The 18,806-nt window shown below is 72.8% G+C and carries 16 protein-coding genes and 1 tRNA gene; 10 read left to right on the top strand and 7 right to left on the bottom strand.

What is annotated here, in order from left to right:
• Positions 1-142: 142 nt before the first annotated feature.
• Positions 143-1,603, top strand: coding sequence for an NsdA family TPR-like regulatory protein (locus tag AC3AGO_RS21970; RefSeq protein ID WP_487821932.1), 1,461 nt, complete (start codon positions 143-145; stop codon positions 1,601-1,603).
• 96 nt (positions 1,604-1,699) lie between these two features.
• Here the strand turns inward: AC3AGO_RS21970 and AC3AGO_RS21965 are convergent, their stop codons facing one another.
• Positions 1,700-2,314, bottom strand: coding sequence for a histidine phosphatase family protein (locus tag AC3AGO_RS21965; protein ID WP_487821931.1), 615 nt, complete (start codon positions 2,312-2,314; stop codon positions 1,700-1,702).
• A 203-nt stretch (positions 2,315-2,517) separates the two neighbouring features.
• Here AC3AGO_RS21965 and AC3AGO_RS21960 point away from each other — a divergent pair, with 203 nt between their 5' ends.
• The 7 genes from AC3AGO_RS21960 to AC3AGO_RS21930 all read left to right on the top strand — a co-directional run bounded on the left by AC3AGO_RS21960 (position 2,518) and on the right by AC3AGO_RS21930 (position 8,993).
• Entirely contained in the window at positions 2,518-3,531 is a 1,014-nt protein-coding gene (locus AC3AGO_RS21960) for a phosphatase PAP2 family protein (protein WP_487821930.1), read from the top strand.
• Complete coding sequence (locus AC3AGO_RS21955; RefSeq protein ID WP_487821929.1) at positions 3,458-4,576, top strand: hypothetical protein; 1,119 nt, start codon at positions 3,458-3,460, stop codon at positions 4,574-4,576. Before AC3AGO_RS21960 ends, AC3AGO_RS21955 begins: the two co-directional genes overlap by 74 nt.
• A gap of 88 nt (positions 4,577-4,664) precedes the next feature.
• A complete protein-coding gene (locus tag AC3AGO_RS21950; protein ID WP_487821928.1) occupies positions 4,665-6,224 on the top strand; it encodes a hypothetical protein in 1,560 nt (519 codons plus the stop codon).
• Between the two features lie 20 nt (positions 6,225-6,244).
• Complete coding sequence (locus AC3AGO_RS21945) at positions 6,245-7,603, top strand: AAA domain-containing protein (RefSeq protein ID WP_487824757.1); 1,359 nt, start codon at positions 6,245-6,247, stop codon at positions 7,601-7,603.
• Positions 7,604-7,693: 90 nt separating this feature from the next.
• Positions 7,694-8,071: a hypothetical protein gene (locus AC3AGO_RS21940; RefSeq protein ID WP_487821927.1), complete on the top strand. Its 378-nt coding sequence runs from the start codon at positions 7,694-7,696 to the stop codon at positions 8,069-8,071.
• A 144-nt stretch (positions 8,072-8,215) separates the two neighbouring features.
• The gene (locus AC3AGO_RS21935) at positions 8,216-8,929 is read left to right on the top strand and encodes a hypothetical protein (RefSeq protein WP_487821926.1); all 714 of its coding nucleotides are present in this window, start codon (positions 8,216-8,218) and stop codon (positions 8,927-8,929) included.
• A tRNA-Lys gene (locus AC3AGO_RS21930) sits at positions 8,920-8,993 on the top strand. Before AC3AGO_RS21935 ends, AC3AGO_RS21930 begins: the two co-directional genes overlap by 10 nt.
• A gap of 131 nt (positions 8,994-9,124) precedes the next feature.
• Here AC3AGO_RS21930 and AC3AGO_RS21925 read toward each other — a convergent pair.
• From AC3AGO_RS21925 to AC3AGO_RS21915, 3 genes are all read right to left on the bottom strand, one after another.
• On the bottom strand, positions 9,125-9,373 hold the full coding sequence (locus AC3AGO_RS21925) for a hypothetical protein (protein WP_487821925.1): 249 nt from the start codon (positions 9,371-9,373) through the stop codon (positions 9,125-9,127).
• 97 nt (positions 9,374-9,470) lie between these two features.
• Positions 9,471-10,520 (bottom strand): hypothetical protein, encoded by a 1,050-nt coding sequence (locus AC3AGO_RS21920; RefSeq protein ID WP_487821924.1) that lies wholly within the window; start codon positions 10,518-10,520, stop codon positions 9,471-9,473.
• Positions 10,521-10,988: 468 nt separating this feature from the next.
• Positions 10,989-12,212 carry a M6 family metalloprotease domain-containing protein gene (locus tag AC3AGO_RS21915; RefSeq protein ID WP_487824756.1) on the bottom strand — a complete coding sequence of 408 codons (1,224 nt, stop codon included), beginning with the start codon at positions 12,210-12,212 and terminating at the stop codon, positions 10,989-10,991.
• 425 nt (positions 12,213-12,637) lie between these two features.
• On the opposite strand from AC3AGO_RS21915, the gene AC3AGO_RS21910 reads away from it, so the two are divergent.
• On the top strand, positions 12,638-14,425 hold the full coding sequence (locus AC3AGO_RS21910; RefSeq protein ID WP_487821923.1) for a putative bifunctional diguanylate cyclase/phosphodiesterase: 1,788 nt from the start codon (positions 12,638-12,640) through the stop codon (positions 14,423-14,425).
• Positions 14,426-14,535: 110 nt separating this feature from the next.
• Here the strand turns inward: AC3AGO_RS21910 and AC3AGO_RS21905 are convergent, their stop codons facing one another.
• The 3 genes from AC3AGO_RS21905 to AC3AGO_RS21895 form a co-directional block, all read right to left on the bottom strand.
• Positions 14,536-15,618 (bottom strand): LLM class flavin-dependent oxidoreductase, encoded by a 1,083-nt coding sequence (locus AC3AGO_RS21905; RefSeq protein ID WP_487821922.1) that lies wholly within the window; start codon positions 15,616-15,618, stop codon positions 14,536-14,538.
• Positions 15,619-15,750: 132 nt separating this feature from the next.
• Positions 15,751-16,482 carry a maleate cis-trans isomerase family protein gene (locus AC3AGO_RS21900; RefSeq protein ID WP_487824755.1) on the bottom strand — a complete coding sequence of 244 codons (732 nt, stop codon included), beginning with the start codon at positions 16,480-16,482 and terminating at the stop codon, positions 15,751-15,753.
• 139 nt (positions 16,483-16,621) lie between these two features.
• Complete coding sequence (locus AC3AGO_RS21895) at positions 16,622-17,572, bottom strand: maleate cis-trans isomerase family protein (RefSeq protein ID WP_487821921.1); 951 nt, start codon at positions 17,570-17,572, stop codon at positions 16,622-16,624.
• 222 nt (positions 17,573-17,794) lie between these two features.
• Here AC3AGO_RS21895 and AC3AGO_RS21890 point away from each other — a divergent pair, with 222 nt between their 5' ends.
• A complete protein-coding gene (locus tag AC3AGO_RS21890) occupies positions 17,795-18,763 on the top strand; it encodes a D-2-hydroxyacid dehydrogenase (RefSeq protein ID WP_487821920.1) in 969 nt (322 codons plus the stop codon).
• Positions 18,764-18,806 lie beyond the last annotated feature (43 nt).

Genomic DNA, 18,806 nt, shown 5'->3' with positions numbered 1-18,806 from the left:
GGAGTTCAACGCCCGTCGCTGTCAATGGCTACGGCGGCAGAATGCCGCAAAGGATGGCACTTCATGGCGGATCCTGGGTGGGATATCCCTTTTGTAGCCAGATCCCGCGTGACGGCCGTATCGCAGCCGGTACGGTCCCGCCATGGCGTCGTCACCCTCTGCGTCACAGGAGCCGCGCGGCACAGCACGCGGTTCCAACACCGCTTTCCGCCGGCTGCGCGGCACGCTGTCGCCCGGCGAGTTCGCCGCGGCCGTGCGCCGTGCCGCGCGGGAGATCGGAGAGCAGGTCTCCTGCGACGCGCGGTACATCGGGCGGGTGGAGGCCGGCGAGATCCGGTGTCCCAACTACGCCTATGAACGCGTGTTCCTGCACATGTTCCCGGGTTACTCGCTCACCGACATGGGCTTCGCCCCACGGGAGTCCGTCCGGGGCCGCGCGGCACGCGCCGGAGAGGAGCGCGGCGGCGCGGACGAGGCAGCGCACGGTGTCGACTTCGCGCTCCCGCTGCCGCCGATGCGCCACCCGGACGCCTCACCCTGCGGCGCCCGTCGCCACTGCACCGACTGCCCCGAGATCGACGAGGAGAGCGACGTGCTACGTCGCGCATTCATGACCGGCGGCCCGGCCGCCCTGGCGGCCGTGTCCTTCGGCGCCACCTCCGCGCGCGCGGCGACCGGCCCGCCCGGCATCCCGTCGCCGGGGCGACGGGCCGGCGGCTCCGACGCCGCCGCCGTGGAGGGCGCCGTCCGCCACATCCGTCTGCTCGACGACCGGCACGGCGCGGACGCCCTGTACCGGCACGCGGGCGATTCGCTGCGCGCCGCGTACGAGATGCTCGACGCCGGCGCGCAGCGGCAGTCCGTCTTCAACCGGCTGCACTCGGGCGCGGGCGAACTCGCCATCTCCGTCGGGTGGCTGGCGCACGACTCGGGCCGCTTCGGCGACGCCCGCTCGCACTACGCGGAGGCGCTCGCCACCGCGCGCGTCGCCACCGATCCGGCGCTGGAGGCGCACGCCTTCTGCAACACGGCGTTCCTCGCCCGGGACGCGGGCCGCCCCCGCGAGGCGGTGCGCGCCGCGCAGGCGGGCCAGCAGGCGGCGAAGCACCTGGGCTCCGACCGGCTGCTGGCGCTGCTGGCGCTGCGCGAGGCGGGCGGCTGGGCCGGCCTCGGCGACCGGCCGGGCTGCGAACAGGCCCTGGGCCGCGCCCACGCGCTCTTCGCCCGCGGCCCCGAGGACGCCGACCCCGAGTGGATGTCCTTCTTCGGCGAGGCCGAACTGGAGGGCCTGGAGGCCCAGTGCTGGTCGGCGCTGGGCGCCTGGCCGCTCGCCGCCGAGCACGCGCAGCGCGCGGTCGACCTCCAGGACCCGCACTTCGTGCGCAACAAGGCGCTGTACACCGCGGAGTTGGCGGACGATCTGACGGGCCGCCGGCGCCCCGACGAGGCGGCGGCGGCCGGCACCCGGGCGCTCGCGCTGCTCGGCCCCGTCCAGTCCCGCCGGATCCGGGAGATGCTCGGCCGTACGGCACGCCGCCTGCGGCCGTACGCGTCGGAGCCGCCCGTGCGCGACTTCCTCGCCCGCATGCCGCGCACAGCCTGACTGTCGCTTGCCGCGCACTGCCTGACCGTTCGGCCGTCCCGTCAGACTGTGCGCCGATCCGTCGGACAGTCCGTCAGGTGACGTCCGGACAGTCCGTCAGGCGATGTCGCGCTCCAGATGTCCGGTGTCGTTCCAGCGCACGATCGCCGGTGCGCCGTACGCCCAGCCGAGCGTCGACAGGGACGTGGGGTCCAGCTTCAGCCGCGCGGCGAACAGCGGCTCGTAGCCCATCCAGCGTGCGGCGAGGACCCGCAGCACATGGCCGTGCGCGAAGATCAGCACATCGCGCTCGGGCTCCCCTCTGACCCACTCGACGACCTCGTCCATCCGTGCCGCCACGGACGACAGCTGCTCGCCGCCCGCCGCGCCGTCGCGCCAGATGAACCAGTCCTCCCCGGCACTCTGCCGGATCTGTTCGGGCGTCAGCCCTTCGTAGTCGCCGTAGTCCCACTCCTGCAGCACGTCCCAGACCTGCGCCCGGTCGCCGCCGAATCCCGCGATGTCGCAGGTCTCCCGCGCGCGGGACAGCGGGCTGGTGAGCACCGAGACGTCCGGCAGGCCGTTCCACGGAGCGTGGTGCAGCCGCTCGCCGAGCAGCTTGGCTCCTCTGCGCCCCTCGTCCAGCAGGGGAATGTCCGTACGGCCTGTGTGCTGTCCGGTGAGTGACCATTCGGTCTGTCCGTGCCGGACCAGCAGGATGCGCGCTGCCATGGAAACCTCTTCGGCGTTTTTGCTTTGTAGCGGTGAACGGCTGTCTCCGCTTGTGCTGCCACGGTCCATCTTCGCTCAGCCGTTCGCGCTCAACCTCCGAGGGTGGCTTCGCGTCCCGTTGTGTGACCGACGGCATACGTTCATCTCTGGTATGCCGTGCCCCATTTTGCGGGACTGCCACCGAAAAATTGGAGAGCGCCCGTATGCCCAGCCGGTTGCCCGAGACACGTCGTCCACGGTGGTGGACAGAGCTGCCACTGATCGTCGCGGTGTACGCGCTGTACTCCGCGGCACGGCTGTTCGTGCGCGGCGACGAGTCCGCCGCCGGAGCACACGGACTCGCCCTCCTGCGCCTGGAGCAGCCGCTGCGGCTCGACCTGGAGTCCTGGCTGAACAGTCTGTTCACCGAGCACGCCTGGCTGGGTGTGCCGGCGGACTTCTCGTACGCCTCGCTGCACTATCTGGTCACCCCCGCCGTGCTGGTCTGGCTGTTCCGCAGCCGTGCCGTCCGCTACCGGGCGATGCGCACCTGGCTGATGTGCTCCACGCTGCTCGGCCTGGCCGGGTTCGTGCTGATGCCCACCAGTCCGCCGCGGCTGCTGGGTCCGGGGCACGGGTTCACGGACACCATGGAGCAGTACGCCGCGTACGGATGGTGGGGCACCGAGGCCAGCGCTCCGCGCGGACTGGGCGGTCTCACCAACGAGTTCGCGGCGATGCCCAGCCTGCATGTCGGCTGGGCACTGTGGTGCGGTGTCGTGCTGTGGCGCTGCGGGCGGCGGTCCCTGCTGGTGCGTACGCTCGCCGTCGGCTATCCCCTCGGCATCACCGTCGTCGTGATGGGCACGGCGAACCACTATCTGCTGGACGCCGTCGCCGGGGTCGCGGTGATGGCGCTCGGGCTGCTGCTGACCCGCCCCGTGCTGCTCGTCTCCGCCCGTCTGCAGGCCGTACGGCGGCGGACGCCCGCCGGTGCGGTGCGACCGGTGGCCGGTTCGCCGGGCCGTGTGCCGGCCGTGCCCGCGGGGCGTACGGCAGTGACTTCGGCGGCACCGGTGACTTCGGGGCACGCGGGGGCCAGGATTGTCGGTGCCGGATGCAAGACTTCCGGAGGTACTGCAATCTCCCACGAGGCCACAGCCGATGAGCACATCCCCCGGCGACGGGACGGAGCCGACGAACGGCCCGGCGAGCGGTCTGCGCCGGCGGCTCACTGAGCTGCGCGGCGGGCCGCACATCCCGCCGCGCCCGCTCGACGCCCGCGCGCTCGCCGCCCTGGCGGCGAACCCGGGCTGCCACCGCAGGGCCCTGCTCGACGGCGCGGGGGTGGACAAGGGCGCCGTCGCCGGCGCGCTCGGTGCGCCCGCCGCGTTCGGCCAGTCGCAGTTCGCCTTCATCCGGGGCAACGCCTTCGAGGCGCGCGTGAAGGCGGACGGCGGCGCCGAGTTGATAGCGCTGCTGTGCGCGCGGACGGGCGAGGACCGTCCGGACCCCGCGGACGTCTCCGTCCCGGAGCTGACCGCCGACGGCCCCGTGGGGCGTGCGGCGCGGACGCGGCTCGCGCTGGAGGAGGCCGCCGGTTCGGGCGGCTGGGCGCTGCTGGACCATCCGATGCTCGCGCTCGACGTGGCGGGTTCGACGGCCTATCTGGAGCCGGACGCGCTGGCGGTGCACCCGGACGGCGCGTGGACGGTCCTGGAGATCAAGTCCTTTCCGGTGCTGGACGGTTCGGCCGATCCGGCGAAGGTGGGCGCGGCGGCCCGGCAGGCCGCGGTGTACGCGCTGGCGCTGGAGGCGCTCGGCGGCACTGTCCGGGAGCGGGCCCTGCTGGTGTGCCCGAAGGACTTCTCCAACCTGCCCACCGGTGAGCTCGTCGATCTGCGCAAGCAGCGTGCCGCGACCCGCCGTCAGCTGGCGCGGCTCACCCGTGTCGAGGAGATCGCGGCGGCCCTCCCGGAGGGCACGAGCTTCGATCCGTCGCGTTCCCGGGAGGAGCTGACGGCGGCGGTCGAGTCGGTGCCCGCGGCGTACGCGCCGGAGTGTCTGGCCGGCTGTGAGCTGGCGTTCCACTGCCGGGGCAGGGCGCGGGAAGAGGGCGCCGTGGAGGCGCTGGGCCGGGGTGTGCGGGCCGAGTTGGGCGCTCTGACCACGGTGCGGGAGGTGCACTCCGCCGCGGCGGACCCGCCGCCGGACGATCCCGCGGCCGAGGCCCTGCACAGGGCGGCGCGGCTGCGGGCCGAGGCGCTGGGGCGCACGCCATGACGGGAGCCGGTGTGACGAGGGGCGGTATGACAGGTGCCGGCATGACGGTGGCTGGTACGACGGGAGCCGGCATGACGGGAGGGGCCGCATGACGCTGATGTCCGTGGTGGCGCGCGTGGAGGCCGTCGAGGCGGACCGGGCGCAGCCGACGGCGACCGTACGGCACCGGCATCTCGCCGAACGGCCGCTGGTGATGGTGCCGTTGACGACCGCCGGGGAGGCCGGCGCGCCGCTGGGCGTGATGCTCGGCACCGATCCGGACGCGCCGACGACGCTGGTCGTGCCGCAGCCCCGGGACCGCGATCTGCGCTTCGCGTTCCTGTCCGCGCTGGCCGACGCCCTCCTGCCGCATCTGGAGTCCGCGCAGGACGACGTGGAGTTCGAGGAGCGCAAGGAGAAGGACCCGGAGACCGGGAAGCAGACCCCGGTCCAGGTCGAACTGTGCGCGGACGCCCCGCAGTTGCTGGTGCCGAACGCCCCGGGTGCCGATTTCGTACGGCTCCTCGGGCGCTCCACGCGGTTCCGCCGCACGGCCGCCGACGACCCCGAGGCGGCGTATCCGGCGCCGCCGCGTGTCCCGCTGCTCGGCCGCTGGCTGACGCACTACGGGGAGCGCGCCCGGGTGCCCGGTTCGGCGCTGCTGCTGTCCATGACGGAGCTGCTGACCCGTCACTGGGCCACCGGGCAGAGCCAGTTGGAGGACCAGCACCTGCCGTCGCTGCTCGCCTGGATCGACCCGCCGGAGGGCACCGGAGGCGCCGCGGCGGCGCTGCGCGCGGAGACCGCGCGGGACGAGCGCGGTCAGCTGCTGGTGCCGCCCGCGGGGCCCGCCACCGACCCGGCCTTCGACAACAAGCTGCTCGCGCCCGCCGTCGAGGCGTACGACGCGAAGGTGCCCGGCGCCGAGCAGCGGGTCCGCGAGCTCGTCACCTCCCAACTGGCCCCCGCCTGGCGCGACATGTGGCGCGGCGTCGAGCTGCTGCGCGGCCTGCCGGAGGGCGCCAGGGTGGCCGAGCGCTGGAAGCGGGACCGCTGGTCGTACACGGGCCACCGGGACCGTGTCCGTTCCGGCGAGCCGCCGCAGCCGCGGCGGGACGACGCGGTGACCGCCGCGCAGAAGCTGGCCGGGCGCGAGCAGGCGCAGGCCCGCCTGGAGGCGCAGGAGGCCCTCGACGATCCGCTCACCATGGCGGCGGCCCGGCTCACCGGCGCCGCCTTCGCCGGTGAGGTCGTGGAGACGGAGATGGCCTGGTCGGAGGGGAAGCGTCCGATGCCTCGGCCGCTGGTCACGCTGCGCACGGACGACCAGCCGCAGCTGTCCGCCGGCGGCAGGGTGCACCGGGCGCTGCCCGAAGGGACGCAGCAGACGGCCGAGTTCACCGGTTCGCCGGGCGCCGGGCTGATCACCGTGCGGCTGACGAACGGCATGGGGCGCGGCAAGGAGCCCGCGCCGGGGACCGTTCCGGAGCCGGGTGACCGGCTGTGCTGGACCCTCTTCGAGCACGCGCCGCGCGGCGGGCCCGGCCTGCCGGCCCCGGAGGACACCCCGTGGACGCACGGCGGTCCGCCCGAGTCCGCCACGGGCCAGGCCGAACTGCCCGCGCCCGCCGAGGCTCCCGACCCCGTGACCCCGGAGGACCTCCTGTGACGCCGTCCCCCGACCTGACCGTGGCCGCCGAACAGACCGGCGCTCCCGGGGCATTGGACCTCTCCCCCGGCGAGGCCGCGTCCCGCGCCACCGCCGCGATCCTGCACGACACGCTGTACGGCACGGCCCGCGGCGTCATCGTCGACTCCCCGCCCGGCGCGGGGAAGTCCACCCTCGTGGTCCGCGCCGCGCGTGAACTGGCCGCCGCGGGGCACCGCCTGATGGTGATCGCGCAGACGAACGCGCAGGTCGACGATCTCGTCGACCGGATCGCGGAGGCCGACCCCGAGCTCCCCGTCGGCCGGCTGCACAGCAGCGAGCCGCATCCGTACGACCCGGTGCTCGACACGCATCCGTCGGTGGTCACCTCCGCCAAGCCGGCCGACCTGGCGCAGCTCGACATCGTGGTGTCGACGGCGGCGAAGTGGGCGTGGGTGAAGACGGAGGACCCCTGGCCGTACGCCATCGTCGACGAGGCGTACCAGATGCGGTCCGACGCGCTGCTCGCCGTGGCGGGCCTGTTCCAACGGGCCCTGTTCGTCGGCGATCCCGGCCAGCTCGACCCGTTCAGCCAGGTCGGCGCCGACCAGTGGGCCGGCCTGTCGTACGACCCGTCGGCCAGCGCCGTCGCCGCGCTGCTGGCGCACAATCCGCAGCTGCCGCAGCACCGGCTGCCCGTGTCGTGGCGGCTGCCGGCGTCGGCGGCGCCGCTGGTGTCCGACGCGTTCTATCCGTTCACCCCGTTCCGCAGCGGCACAGGACCCGACGACCGGCGGCTCGCGTTCGCCGTGCCCGCGGACGGTTCGCCCGCCGACCGGGTCATCGACGAGGCGGCCGCGGCCGGCTGGGGCCTGCTGGAGCTGCCCGAGGCCCGTACGCCGCGCACCGACCCGGAGGCGGTGGAGGCCGTCGCCGAGGTCGTACGCCGTCTGCTGGCCCGCGAAGGGGGCGCCGTCAGCGAGCGCTCCGAGGAGGCCGCGCCCCTCACGGCGGCGCGGGTCGCGGTCGGTACGGCGCACCGCGACCAGGCCGCCGCGGTGCGCGCCGCGCTGGAGCGGCACGGCGTCGAGGACGTCACGGTGGACACCGCGAACCGGCTGCAGGGACGGGAGTTCGACGTCACGGTGGTGCTGCACCCGCTGTCGGGCCGCCCGGACGCGACGGCGTTCCACCTGGAGACGGGGCGGCTGTGCGTGCTCACCTCGCGGCACCGGCACGCGTGCATCGTGGTGTGCCGGGCGGGAGTTCCGGAGCTCCTCGACGACCATCCGGCCACCGAGCCCGTGCAGCTGGGCGTCACGGTGAAGTTCCCGGACGGCTGGGAGGCGAACCAGGCGGTGCTCTCCCATCTCGCGGGGCACACAGTGAGATGGGCCTGACGGCCCGACGGCGACCGACCGCGACGACGACTGCCCGCTGCGGCGACCCCGCACAATGGAACGCGGCCCACGACCTACGGAGGTAGCCCGATGTCCGAGCCGCAACCGGCTCCGGGACCGCGCGGTGCGCCGCGCTTCCACCGTCCCGCACCGCTGCTCTTCGAACCGACGGATTCCACGGCGGACGACGAGCACTTCTTCGACCTGGAGACGATCACCGACCCGGGAGAACTGCTCGGCCGTTCCACGGAGCTGACGCTCGCCTTCCGCGCGGCGGCCGACCGGGCCATGGAGTTCCAGGCGATGGCGGCGGCGCAGCTGGCCGACCCGAAGCGGTTCGACCGGCTGACGGACGAGGCGATCGCGGAGCGCGGCGGCTGGACGGCGGCATACGCCCGGAAGATGGTCGAGTTCGGCCGGGAGCTGCTCGCGAACCGCGGCCCGGAGTCGGCCCCGGACCGCGCGTGACCGACCGGTCGTACCCGGAGTAACCCGGCGGGGCTTGCCCCTCTGGCATATCCCGGCCAGAAGGTACCGGACACGCGGTCACCTTGTCCCCGATTCGGGCAATACCCGGAATCGGAAGCCCTGCCTTCGCTACTCCTGGGAGGTATGAGCGACTGGCAGCGGGAGACCCCCCATACCGACATCTTCGAACTCGCGTCGACCAGGCCCCGCGGGGACCGGTCCGCGCACTCCGGAGGCGACCGGCCGGGGCCGGCCCGGGTCACCCTCGCCGGGGCCGACTGGCTCGCCTCCGCCAGCGACTTTCCGCGCAGCGTGCACGCCCTGTGGCACCTGCGCCCCTCGGCGCCGAGCGTGCTGCCCTGCGGCACCGCGTTCGACATCGTGAGCACGGCGCCGCTCTTCGGCCGGCACCTCCTCGACCGCCTCTGGTCGGGGGGTCCCGGCAGCGGCCCGGTCGCCGTGCACCGCGGCCGTACGCTGCTGTTCACCGCGCCGGGCACGGCCGACCGGCTGCCCGCGCTGCTCGGCTGGGAGGAGTGGCACGACGCGGACCAGCCGGAGGAGGACGAGGGCGAGGACGCCGCGGGCAGCGTTCCGCGGCTGCTGTGTCACGGCCCCGGCGACGCCGTCACCATCCCCGCGCTGCATCCGGCGGGCCCGGAGCCCGCCTCGTCCCGCTGGCTCGTCGCCCCGGATCTCCGGCATCCCTGGCTGCCGGGCCCCGATGTGCTGCTCTGGGCCTGCATCCGCACCCAGCGCGCCATCCGCGCAGGTCGGACCGGTCAGCGGCGCGGACAATCGATTTTCACAACGGCGGGGACCGATGCTAAGGTCTACGACGTCAGCGGGCGCCGCTAGCTCAGTTGGTTAGAGCAACTGACTCTTAATCAGTGGGTCCGGGGTTCGAGTCCCTGGCGGCGCACAGACACACCGGAGGCCCCTCGCGCAGGCGAGGGGCCTCCGGTGTTTTCGCACCACAGAGGCCGCAACGGCCGTACGGCGATAGCCCGCCGTGTCAGCCAGTGCCCATCGCCGTTCTGTGGCTCTGGGGCCTCAGACCGGCTCGTGCCCGTGGAGGCGCAGCAACCCGTACTCCCCGTCGGCCTCATGTTGGACATAGATCACGAAATCACGCCCGGTCGCGTGTTCGCGAGCCCACCGCATGACCTCCTCGATGCCTCCCGCACCCTCGAGGAGCCATTCGTCGCTCTCGGTCGTTTCGAGGTTCCAGAAGTCCACCCGGTACGACGGTTCGTCGACCTCCCAACGGACATACCTGGGATCAACTTGCCTGGCCTTCATATGTCCTCCGGGGCAGATCTACTTCGCCGCGAACCTCAACAGCCCGCGTACGCACAGGTTTACGCTGCTCACGTCGTGCCCGTGGCACTCCCCCGGATCAGCGTGATTGCCCGGGCCCCCGGCTGTGCTCTTCCTGATTCGCGGCACGCTCCGGGCCGCAGTCCCTGCACGTCCCCGGGGCCGGCGCGCGGAAGGCGCGTTCGCAGCCGTCGCAGGTCTGGAGCGGGTCCGGGCGCTGCGCCTCGGGACGTGGCGGGCCGGGAGTTTCCGGGAGGGCTGGTGGCAGCCAGTGCTTCAGGCGGTACGCCAGGACGGCGGCGGGCATCCGGAGCACCCCGGCCGGCAGATCGGCGACGAGCGTACGAGCGGTGGCCTCGGGCGATACCCCGCGGGCAAGCCAGGCAGTGGTTGCCGGGGCGAGTCGCCGGATGTCGCGCTCGCTGAGCAACAGCCGCGGGTCCGGCCCTCGGAGCGAGGCGAGCAGGTCGGTGGCGGTGCGGTACTCGGAGGGGTGGTGCTCTGCCGAGTGGAGATTTACGGGGCCGGTGAGGAGTTCGGGGAGCGACGCCGGCTCGGTGGCCGACCCGGGCGCCGTTGCGGGGCCCTGCCCTTCGGCCGGAACAGCCGCCGGCCGAGGGGCCGTTGCGAGGTCCCGGCGCTGCGCCGCCGCCCGCACGGGGCGGCCCGCGGGCTCCGCCTCCGCCTGCGCGGGCCTACCCGCACGCTGCGGGTGCGGGGGCTGGGGCTGGGGCTGGGGTCGCCCTCGATCCGGGTGTTCCCGGTCAAGTGGCTTGTCGTAGGCGAGGGTTCGGGTCGTCCAGCGGCCCGTGCTCGTGCGTTCGCGTACGCGGGTGAGGTAGCCGTGGGTTTCCAGTTCGCGGAGGGCGCGGGCGATGGTTACCTCTCCCTCGCGGAAGCGGGAGGTCAGGCATTTGATGCTGATGACGGCGCCGTCGGGGAGGGACTGGATGTGGACGGCCAGGCCGATCGCGGTGAGGGAGAGCTCGCAGTGCTGGGCGAGGTGGTTTCCGACCACGGTGAAGCGCTCGGTGTGCCGGTGCCGGACGTGGGTGACTCCGGCGGTGACCTTCGTGCCGGGAACGGGGTGTTGGGCGCGCGGGGGCGCGTTAAGCTGCTGCTCAGCCATCGGGAAGGTCTCGCTTCCTCGGTGGTCAGGCCCTCGTTCGGGATGCCACTCCCGGCGGGGGCCGTCTCATGTTCGGTTGTACTCGGTCGGCGCGAGCATAAGCGCCAACAACCGCTTGACGACCCACAGTTCGAGGAACGCCACCCGTACGGATGAGGCGGGACGGGTTTGGTTGGGGAAGGTTTTTCCCTGAATTCTTTACGGGGCGGCCGGGCGCACCGGGACACGGTGCACCGGGTCGTGGCGTACCGGGTCGCGGAAACCCCGATCCGGTGCCGGGCAGCCGGTCGACGGGTCCGGCCGAGGGTGCGGGCGGGCACGCGAGAGGGGCCGGGCGGTCCTCGCCGCCCGACCCCTCTCCGTACGTACAGTTCAGCGCGCGCCGAGAACGCCCTCGCCCGCCGCGGTCACGAACGCACTGAACGCGGCGGCAGGAGAGCCGCGTAGCCGCGTGGGGCCGCGCAGAGCTCAGCGGACGACGGGGAGTTCGGGGGCCGCGGCGGTGGTGGCGCGGAGGGGGCCGCGGTTGATGCGGAGGTTCCAACTGCCGTCCGGGTCGCGCCCGGTGACCTGGACGCGGATCCCGCCGCCGCGCGCCGTCCGGTAGCTCTCCCCCACCCCGAGCGGCGCGTCCGCCAGTTCGGGGCTGACCGCCTCGGACGGGCAGCCGCCCGTACGGGGGTGCCCGTCGACCACCTCGACGGGGCCCTCGGTGGACGGGCGGTCGCTGCGTACCCAGTACAGGAGGACGCCGCTGCGGCACGCGCCCGCGTCCACGCCCTTCGGCTCCCGCACCTCCATGGCCAGCGCCTCCGTCGCGCCGGTCCGCACCACGGCGAGCCGCCGGTCGTCCGCGCCGCCGAGCCGGGCGCCGGCGAGCGGGTCGAGGGTCGCGTCGTAGCCGCCGGGCCCGGCCGGTACGCACGTCACGTTCCGCTTCTCCAGCCAGCCGAGCTTCCACTTGTCCCAGCCGAACGGGTCGGGGGCCAGCCCGAACTGACTGCCCATGAGATCCCAGTCGCCGACGTACGTGTCCCAGTCGCCCTTGCCGTCCTCGGGGCGCTGGTAGAGGTCGGGCAGATCGAAGATGTGCCCGGTCTCGTGGGCGAGCACGTTGCGGTCCGGCGGGGTCTGCTCGAACACCGTGACGACGCGGCTGAGCTTCCGGCCGTCGGCCTCGACGGGTTCCTCGAGATTGACCACCTTGGTGGCGTCGGAGTTGACGCCCGGCGCGTCGGGGTCGGCGACGAGATAGACGAAGTCGTAGCGGCTGAAGTCGACATGGGGGTCCGCGGCGGCGATGGCGTCCCGCAGATAGTCGGTGCGCTGCTCCGTGCTCCAGTCCCGCTGTATCCCGTACGCCGTGGACGCCTCCGGCATCCGGGTCCACCGCCGGTCGGGGTGCGGCCGCAGCCGGAACTTGCCGTACGAGACCCGGTCGAAGAAGTCGGTGGTGACCGGGAAGTGGTCGGCGGTCAGCTCGGCCGGCGTGGCCATCGGCTGCGCGTCCGGGAACGAGAGGAAGAGCATCGCGGCGTCGAGGGCGCCCCGTGGCTTCGGGTAGCTCGCGTCCCAGCTGTCCACGCCCAGCGAATGGTGTGAATCGGTGCGCGGAAGGGCGCACGGACCGGCTGCCGCGTACGCCGTGGTGACCGGTCCCGCCACAAGCCCCGTCGCCATGAAGGCCGTCATCGATATCAGGATCGCGGCGGGGCGGCGCCAGCCGCGCCACGCCGGGGCGGCAGCGGGCTTTCGCGTGAACGCCACGTATCGACCTCGCCGGATGAGGGGGTGCGGACCGCTTCCACCCTTGTCCGGCTTGTGGCGTTACGTCCTGTTCGGCTGCTCCGGAAGAGCCACGGGCAATACGATTACTCCACGTGACGACATATCGCCTGTGATCAGAACTCTTTCAACACCGGAGGGAAATCTGTCAGGTGCGTAAGAACGAGTCTGCCCCAGGCGCAACAGTGGCCCGGATCAGCACCGGAGACACTGGCTCCGGTCTGCCGAAAGCCTCTATGATCGGCACATTTCCAGCGCGGACCGGCTACCGGACGGATCAGTCCCGCCGCCCTGCCGGCCCGTACGTATCGAGTCCCCCGTGGGAGCGATCGGTGAACGGACCCCTCGAAGGACCGGGCGACAGCCCCGGCCACGTCCCCGGAACACCAGCGCAGACCATCACGGAGAGTATGGGAGGGCGAGCGGGGCGCGGCCGCCGCGGACGGCCACGGATCAGCGACTACCGGGCGGCGTTCAACGCGGCGCAGCTGCCCATGGCGATCGTCGACCAGGACGGCAGAGTGCGGTCGGCGAACCGGGCGCTCGGCGCGCTGCTCGGCATCCGGCCCGAGTCCCTGGCGGCCGTACCGGTCGTCGAACTCGCCGGCATCGGCCCGGACGCCAGGGCGCACCACGCCTGCCGCGACGTACTGAGCGGACGCAGCGACCGGATGAGCCGCACCAGCCGGCTGAAGCACGCCGACGGGCACACCCTGTGGGCCGATGTGGCGCTGGTGCCCACGGCGCAGCCCGGCGAGGCGCTGCTGACCATCGCCGACATCAGTGAACGGCGGGATCTCCAGGAGCGGTTGAGGCACCTGCAGATGCACGACCCGGTGACCCGGCTGCCCAACCGCACGCTGTTCTTCGAGCGGCTGACGAACGCACTGTCCGACACGGCGACCGGCCGGGTGGGGCTCTGCTATCTGGACCTCGACGGCTTCAAGGCCGTCAACGACACGCTCGGACACCGGGCCGGCGACCAGCTGCTCGACGCGGTCGCGCAGCGGCTCGCCGGCTGCGCGGAGGACGGCGACGGGCCGGGGCATCTGGTGGCGCGGCTCGGCGGTGACGAGTTCGCACTGCTGGTGGAGAGCTCGACCGGGACGGAACAGCTGACGGGGCTCGCGAAGGCCGTACAGGCGGAGCTGCGCAAGCCGTTCGACCTGGACGGGCAGCGGCTGGCGGTGTCGGCCAGCATCGGCGTCGTGGAGCGGGAGGCGGCGGGCACCGGGCCGACCGCGCTGATGCAGGCGGCGGACACCACGCTGTACTGGGCGAAGGCGGACGGCAAGGACCGCTGGACGCTGTTCGACCCGGAGCGGAACGCGCACCGGATGACCCGTCAGGAGCTGTCCAGCACCCTGCGCGGCGCCATCGAGCGGGGCGAGTTCCTGCTGGAGTACCAGCCGATCGTGGGCTTCGGAGACGAGTCGGTGCGCGGGGTGGAGGCGCTGGTGCGCTGGCGCCATCCGCGGTTCGGCACGCTCGGGCCGAACCGCTTCATCGGACTCGCCGAGGAGAACGGCGCCATCGTGCCGCTGGGGCGCTGGGTGCTCGCGGAATCGTGCCGCCAGGCACGGCGGTGGATGGACGAGCACGAAGGGCAGCCGCTGTTCGTCAGCGTCAACGTGGCCGTACGGCAGGTGTGGGACTCGGACTTGGTGGCCGACGTCCGGGACATCCTGGAGGAGACCGGGCTGCCGTCGGGGCTGCTCCAGCTGGAGCTCACCGAGTCCGCGGTGATGGGGTCCGGGGGCCGCCCGCTGCAGGCGCTGCGGGCGCTGAGCGACATGGGCATCCGGATCGCCATCGACGACTTCGGCACCGGCTACTCCAACCTCGCCTATCTCAGCCGGCTCCCGGTGCGCACGCTGAAGCTGGACGGCACCTTCGTCGAGGGCTTCCGCACCGCGCGGGAGTACGCCAACCCGGCCGACGAGACGATCGTGGCGGCGCTGGTGCAGCTCGCGCACAACCTCGGGCTGACCGTGACTGCCGAGTGCGTGGAGAACCAGGCGCAGGCCGAGCGGCTGCGGCGGATCGGGTGCGATACGGGGCAGGGGTGGCATTATGCGCGGCCCATGGCCGCGGAGCGGATTGGGGAGTTGCTCGGGTAGCGCGGGGGCGGGGGGCTGCGGTTCCGCTGGGGTTTGCGCAGTTCCCCGCGCCCCTTATCTTGCGCCGTTCCCCGCGCCCCTTGTTCGCGCCGTTCCCCGCGCCCCTTCCCTTACGGCAAGTCGTAGGCGTCTGCGATCAGTTGGAGGGAGTGGACTCGGGCGGCGGGAGTGTGGGCGTTGGCTGTGAGCATGAGTTCCTGGACGCCGGTGCGCTTCACCAGGCCGTTGAGGCCCTCCCGTACCGCGTCCGGCGTGCCGAAGGTGACGTTGTTCATCCAGCTGTCGACGAAGTCCCGCTCGATCTCGCTGAAGGGGTACGCCTCCGCCTCCTCGGGAGTCGGCATCAGGCCGGGGCGGCCCGTCCGCAGCCGGAGCATGGACAGCGCGCCGGTCAGCACCTGACGGCGCGCCTCCCGCTCGTCATCGGCTGCCAGCGCCGCCGCACCGATCAGCGCGTACGGCTCGTCGAGCACCGCCGAGGGGCGGAAGCTCTCGCGGTAGAGGTCCAGCGCGGGAAGGGTGTTGGCGCTGGAGAAGTGGTGGGCGAAGGCGAACGGCAGGCCCAGCTGGCCGGCCAGCTGGGCGCTGAAGCCGGAGGAGCCGAGCAGCCACACCGAGGGGCGCGTGACGCTCTCGCCCTGGACGGGTCCGGGGACGGCGTGGATCCGGGAGTACTTGTGCCCCTCGGGGAAGTCGTCGTCGAGGAACCGGATCAGCTCGGCGAGCTGCTGCGGGAAGTCGTCCGCGCCCTCGTTCAGCCGGTCCGTGCGGCGCAGCGCGGCGGCGGTCGCGCCGTCCGTGCCGGGCGCGCGGCCCAGGCCCAGGTCGATCCGGCCGGGGGCCAGCGCCTCCAGCGTGCCGAACTGTTCGGCGATCACCAGCGGGGCGTGGTTGGGCAGCATGACGCCGCCCGAGCCGAGCCGGATCCGCTCGGTGCGGGCGGCGAGATGGGCCAGGATGACGGCGGGCGAGGAGCTGGCCACGCCCGGCATGGAGTGGTGCTCGGCCACCCAGTAGCGGGTGAAGCCGCGCTGTTCGGCGAGCCGGGCCGCCTCGGCGGAGGCGCGCAGCGCGTCGGAGGAGGTGTGCCCCGTACCGACGTTCGCCAGGTCCAGTACCGACAGCGGCACCGGTGCCGTGCCGTGTGCCGTCCCCCGGATGCCGTCGTCCGCCGCTCGCTCTTCGCCCGCCACGTGGTCCGCCTCTCTCCGCTCACTCAGTGCTTCGGTCCGGTGAGGGACAACGGCGGGCGGCGCCGTTCTCTTCCCCGTGGCGCGTGTGCGACGCGCCACGGGGACGGAATCCGTACGGCGGCGGGGCGGGGGTCAGGAGAAGAGGCGGCCCAGCGCGGGGCAGCGGACCTCTTCGTCCAGCAGGCGGAGCCCCTCCCAGGCGGTGACCTGGTTGGCCGTCAGGACGGGCTTGCCCAGCGCGTCTTCCAGGTCGGGGATCCACTCCGCGGTGTGCAGCGCCGTGTCCGGCAGCAGCACCGCCTGCGCGTCGGGGTGGTCGCCGCCGCGGGCCAGGGCCAGGACCTCGTCCCGGCCCCAGGTGCCGACCTCGGCCGCGGTGATGATGCCGCTGCCGCGCATGGTGACGACCTCGGCGCCCGCCGCCTTCAGGAAGCCGGTGAACAGCGCGGCCACGTCCTCCGGATAGGTGGCGGCGATCGCGACCCGCTCGACACCGAGCTGCCGTACGGCGCCGGCGAACGCGAAGGACGTGCTGGACGCCGGGAGGCCCGCGGTCGCCGACAGCTCGCGCACCTGCTCGTGCGCGCCGTCCCAGCCGAAGACGAAGCTGGCGCTGGTGCAGGCCCACACCACCGCCTGGATGTCCGCCTTCTTGACCTCCTCGACCCGGTCGGCGAGCCGCGCCGCCGAGCCCATCTCCAGCAGCGCGTCCACCCGGTGCGCGTCCTCGCCGATGTCGGTGTGCACCAGCGGCAGCCGGACCCGCGCGCCGGCGTCCGCGAGGATGCCCTCCAGCCGCGGATAGTCGTCCTCTGCCGAGTAGCCGGGATAGAGGAATCCGACGGCCTTGGAGCTCCCCGTCATGTCGGTCGCGTTCGCCGTGTCCGGCACATTCGCCTCCCGCTGCGCCTCTCTGTGCCCCACCTGTCGGATGAGGCTGCCTGCCGTGCCCCGCCTGCCGGTTGGGGCTGCCTGCCGTGCCCGCCTGTTGCGCTTACGCCCGTCAGACGGGCGGCTGCGGGCCGCCCCACTCGTCGGGGCCCGCGGAAGGGCCCGCGCCGTCGAGGCCGTCGGACGGGTCGATGCCGTCCGTGCCGGCGCCGGCCAACGCGGCTGCGTCGCCGGGCTCGTTCACCCCGTAGGGACGGCAGGAGTCGTACGTCTCGTACGGCTCGTAGGGCTCCGACGGCGAAGGGGACATCGCCGCCGGGCCGCGTCGCGCGACCGGGTCGAGCAGCGCCTGGTACGGACCGACCGCCTCCTTGCCCATCCGGCGCAGCGCGGCCCACACCGTCACCTGGTTCGCCGACAGGACCGGCATCCGCAGCTCGGCCTCCAGCTGCGGAATCACGTCGTACGTAGGGAGGTTGGTGCAGCTGATGAACAGCGCGTCCGGCCCGTCGGCTACCGCGTCGCGGGCCATGGCGACCACGTCGCGGTAGGGCACGCGCCAGATCTCCCCGGTGAGGCCGAGGTAGCTGCGGCCTGTGACGGTGATGCCGGCCTCGCCGAGGTAGTCCTCCAGCGAGTCGGTCACCGACTTCGTATAGGGGGTGACGACGGCGACCCGCCGTGCGTCGATCTCCTGCAGCGCTTCGAGGAGCGCGCCCGAGGTGGTCAGGCTGGGCAGTTCGCCGGCCTGCGCCATCGCCGCGCTCATGGCCCGCTCGCCCGCGGTGCCGCCGACGAAACTGCCCGACGTGCAGGCGTACGCGAGGACTTCGGGCGCCACGGCGCACAGTGCGCGCACGCCCTCGCGCAGCGTCTCGTGCTCACTGACCATGCGTGCGAGGTCGAGACTCACCTCGACGGGTACGAACGGGGTACGGGTGAGGTGCAGCGACACATCGTCCGGAACCCAGCGCCACAGCTCCCGGTCGAGAGCGAAGTCGAACGGAGCGACGATGCCGACGCCGCGCTGCGGCTGCGGTCCGCCGAGGAAGGAGACATCCATTTCGAGCCCCAAAGAACGGAGGGGTGGCCTGCGCGGCCAGAAGCCAAAAGAAAGAAACGGAACGCCGGTCGGAAGCCGGGACGCAGGGACAGATGCCTTTGTTGACGAAGGTAGTTCGCGCTCCCTACCGTGGTCAATCCTCGCATCCCTCACAAGGCCATGCCTTCCTCACCGGGCGCCGCACAGTCAACCGCACCTTCGTTTCGAAATGGTTTCCTGGCTATGACCGACGAATCCTGTGTGCTCGTCCTGGATGCGGAGCCGCTGCCGCGACTGGACCGGCTGGCGGGCCGGGCCCGAGTCGTACACGCCGACGAGAAGAGCCTGGCCGAGCATCTTCCCACCGCGGACGTGCTGTTGGTGTGGGATTTCCTGTCCGACGCGGTACGCGAGGCGTGGCCCGGCGGCGGTCCGCGGCCGCGCTGGGTGCACACACCGAGCGCCGGTGTCGACCGGCTGCTCCCCGAGCTGGCCGAATCGCCCGGCACCGTCCTCACTAATGCGCGCGGAGTCTTCGACCAGCCCATTTCCGAATACGTGGCGGGACTTGTCCTCGCCATGGCCAAGGATTTTCCCGGGACATGGGAATTGCAGCGTCAACGCCGTTGGCGACACCGGGAGACAATGCGCGTGAGCGGAAGCCGCGCGGCGGTGGTCGGTTCCGGTCCTATCGGCAGGTCAATCGGCCGCACCCTCAAGGCACTGGGTGTCACGGTCGATCTGGTCGGCCGGCGCGCGCGGGACGGCGATCCGGAATTCGGCCGGGTGCACACCGTCGGCGCGCTCGGGGACGTACTGGCCACGGCCGACTGGGTGGTGTGCGTGGCGCCGCTGACGGAGGAGTCGCACGGGCTGTTCGGCGCGGAGTCCTTCGCCCGGATGAAACCGGGGGCGCGTTTCCTCAACGTGGGGCGCGGACAGCACGTCGTCGAGGACGAGTTGGCGGACGCGCTGCGGCGGCAGCACCTCGCGGGCGCGGCGCTGGACGTCTTCGCGGACGAGCCGCTGCCGGAGGACAGCCCGCTCTGGGACGTGCCGGGACTGCTCGTCTCGCCGCACATGAGCGGGGACACCGTGGGCTGGCGGGACGACCTCGCCGAACAGTTCCTGGACAACTTCGACCGCTGGGAGGCGGGCGAACCACTGCTGAACGTCGTGGACAAACAGCTCGGTTACGTCCCGACGGTGTGAGCCCGCGGCCGGTGCGGCCCGCGCGGGAAGACTTGTGACTGTC

Source organism: Streptomyces sp. BL1 (genome assembly GCF_057628045.1).
This window is presented reverse-complemented; position numbering and strand designations above follow the sequence as displayed.